This window comes from Dietzia sp. B19, assembly GCF_014145155.1.
Lineage (GTDB): Bacteria > Actinomycetota > Actinomycetes > Mycobacteriales > Mycobacteriaceae > Dietzia > Dietzia natronolimnaea.
The window spans coordinates 1-1,667 of sequence record NZ_JAALED010000507.1 but is presented as its reverse complement, the minus strand read 5'-3'; the positions used below and the strand labels follow the sequence as shown (position 1 = coordinate 1,667).

Here is a 1,667-nt window from a genome sequence, read left to right as displayed (position 1 = left end):
TCGTCGTCGAGCGACTCGACGTGGATGCCGATCGCGTCGGCACCGGCCTCACGCAGGTCGGTGAGGACCGCCAGGTCGGCGGGCGGTTCACACTGGACCTGGATCGGCAGCCCCGGGACCGCCGCTCTGACGGCGCGGACGCAGCGGGCCAGATGCGCGGCCCCGCGGTCGCGTCCCGCCGACGTCCCGGTGGTCATGACCATCTGGGTGACCCCGTCGAGGTCCACGGCGGCGCGGGCGACCTCGGCCAGCTGCTCGGGCAGCTTGACCGGCACCGTCGTACCCGCGCGCAGCGACTCCTCGATCGAGCAGAACCGGCAGCGCTCCTCGCGGCGGTAGCGGATGCAGGTCTGCACCACGGTCGTGGCCAGGACGTCGCGGCCGTGGAGGCGCGCGATCTTCTCGTAGGGGACCCCGTCGGAGGTCGTGCGGTCGTAGAAGCGGGGACGGCCGATCGCGGAGATCTCCAGACCGGTGTCGACGCCGTCACGCAGGACCCGGTCGCCGTCGAAGACGAAGGGGCTGTCGGGGTTGCGGGGGATCGCCGCGTCGCGCCCGGAGACGACGAGGTGTCCGTCGTCGCTGGGGCCCGCGCCCCCGCTGCGGTGCAGCGGAGGGGTGCCCCGGATGCCGAGCAGGGCCAGGTCGACCCGGGTCGAGGTGGACGCTCCGGTGGTGGAGGTGGTCATGATGCCCGTTCCTCTCGGGTGGCGTGACGGCGGGCGATGATGCCCTCGGCCAGGTGCGCCGCGTCGCGGTCGATGCCGAGGAAGCGGCCCGAACCCCAGGTGTGCATCCAGGGCAGGCCGATGAAGGACAGGCCGGGTACCTCCGTCACGCCGCGGGTCTGCATGGGGTGGCCGGCGCCGTCGAACGCGCTCGCCTCGATCCAGCGGTAGTCGGGCCGGTAACCGATCGCCCAGATGATCGTGGTGACGCCCTCCGCGGCGAGGTCGAGGGACGTCGGGTCGGACTCGGGCGCCCACACCGGCTGGTACCTCGACGGCGGCGGGGCGTCGATCCCGTGTGCGTCGATGTGCCGGTCGATGTCGGCGCAGATCGAGTTGTACACCCGGTCTGCGGAGTCCAACGCCTCGGTGAGTGAGGGGTCGAACCGCAGTTCCGTGCCCTCTCCGGCGGTCAGTGTCCCGTACAGCCGCATGCCCTCGGCGGCGAATCGCCGCAGGTCCACGTCCCGCCCGCCGTCGCGGCCGGTGACGTAGTGGTTGGTCTTCTCCTGCGCGGCCTTACCGCCGGGGTACTGCTGTGCCGGGGTGTCGTACAGCCCCATGTCCGCGAGCCAGGTCATGCAGTCCCGGCCCCGGTAGAACCGGGCGACGCGCGGGGCGTTGCCCACCGCCAGGTGGACCCGGCGACCGGCGAGGTGCAGGTCCTCGGCGATCTGAGCTCCGGACTGGCCTGATCCCACCACCAGGACCGCGCCCTCGGCCAGCTGGTCGGGGTTGCGGTACTGCTCGGAGTGCAGCTGCGTCACGGCGGGGTCGAGGAACGAGGCGTAGGGCGGGATCACGGGGACCGGGTAGCCGCCGGTGGCCACCACCACCTCGTCCGCGGTGACCGTCCGCTCGCCGACCGGGCCGGCGAGGGTCACCTCGAAGCCGGTGCCGGTCCGGCGCAGCCGGGTGGCGGCCGTGTGCTCGGCGAGC

Annotated in this window: 2 protein-coding genes; both read right to left on the bottom strand. The window is 73.0% G+C overall.

Translation table 11 applies throughout. The annotated features are described in order from the left end of the window. A partial coding sequence (locus G6020_RS13920) for an MSMEG_0568 family radical SAM protein (protein ID WP_182611021.1) occupies nucleotides 1-689 on the bottom strand: 689 nt, incomplete at its 3' end. Then, nucleotides 686-1,667, bottom strand: a 982-nt coding sequence (locus tag G6020_RS13915) for an NAD(P)-binding domain-containing protein (protein ID WP_182611020.1), incomplete at its 5' end; no start/stop codon positions are given. The genes G6020_RS13920 and G6020_RS13915, both read right to left, overlap by 4 nt.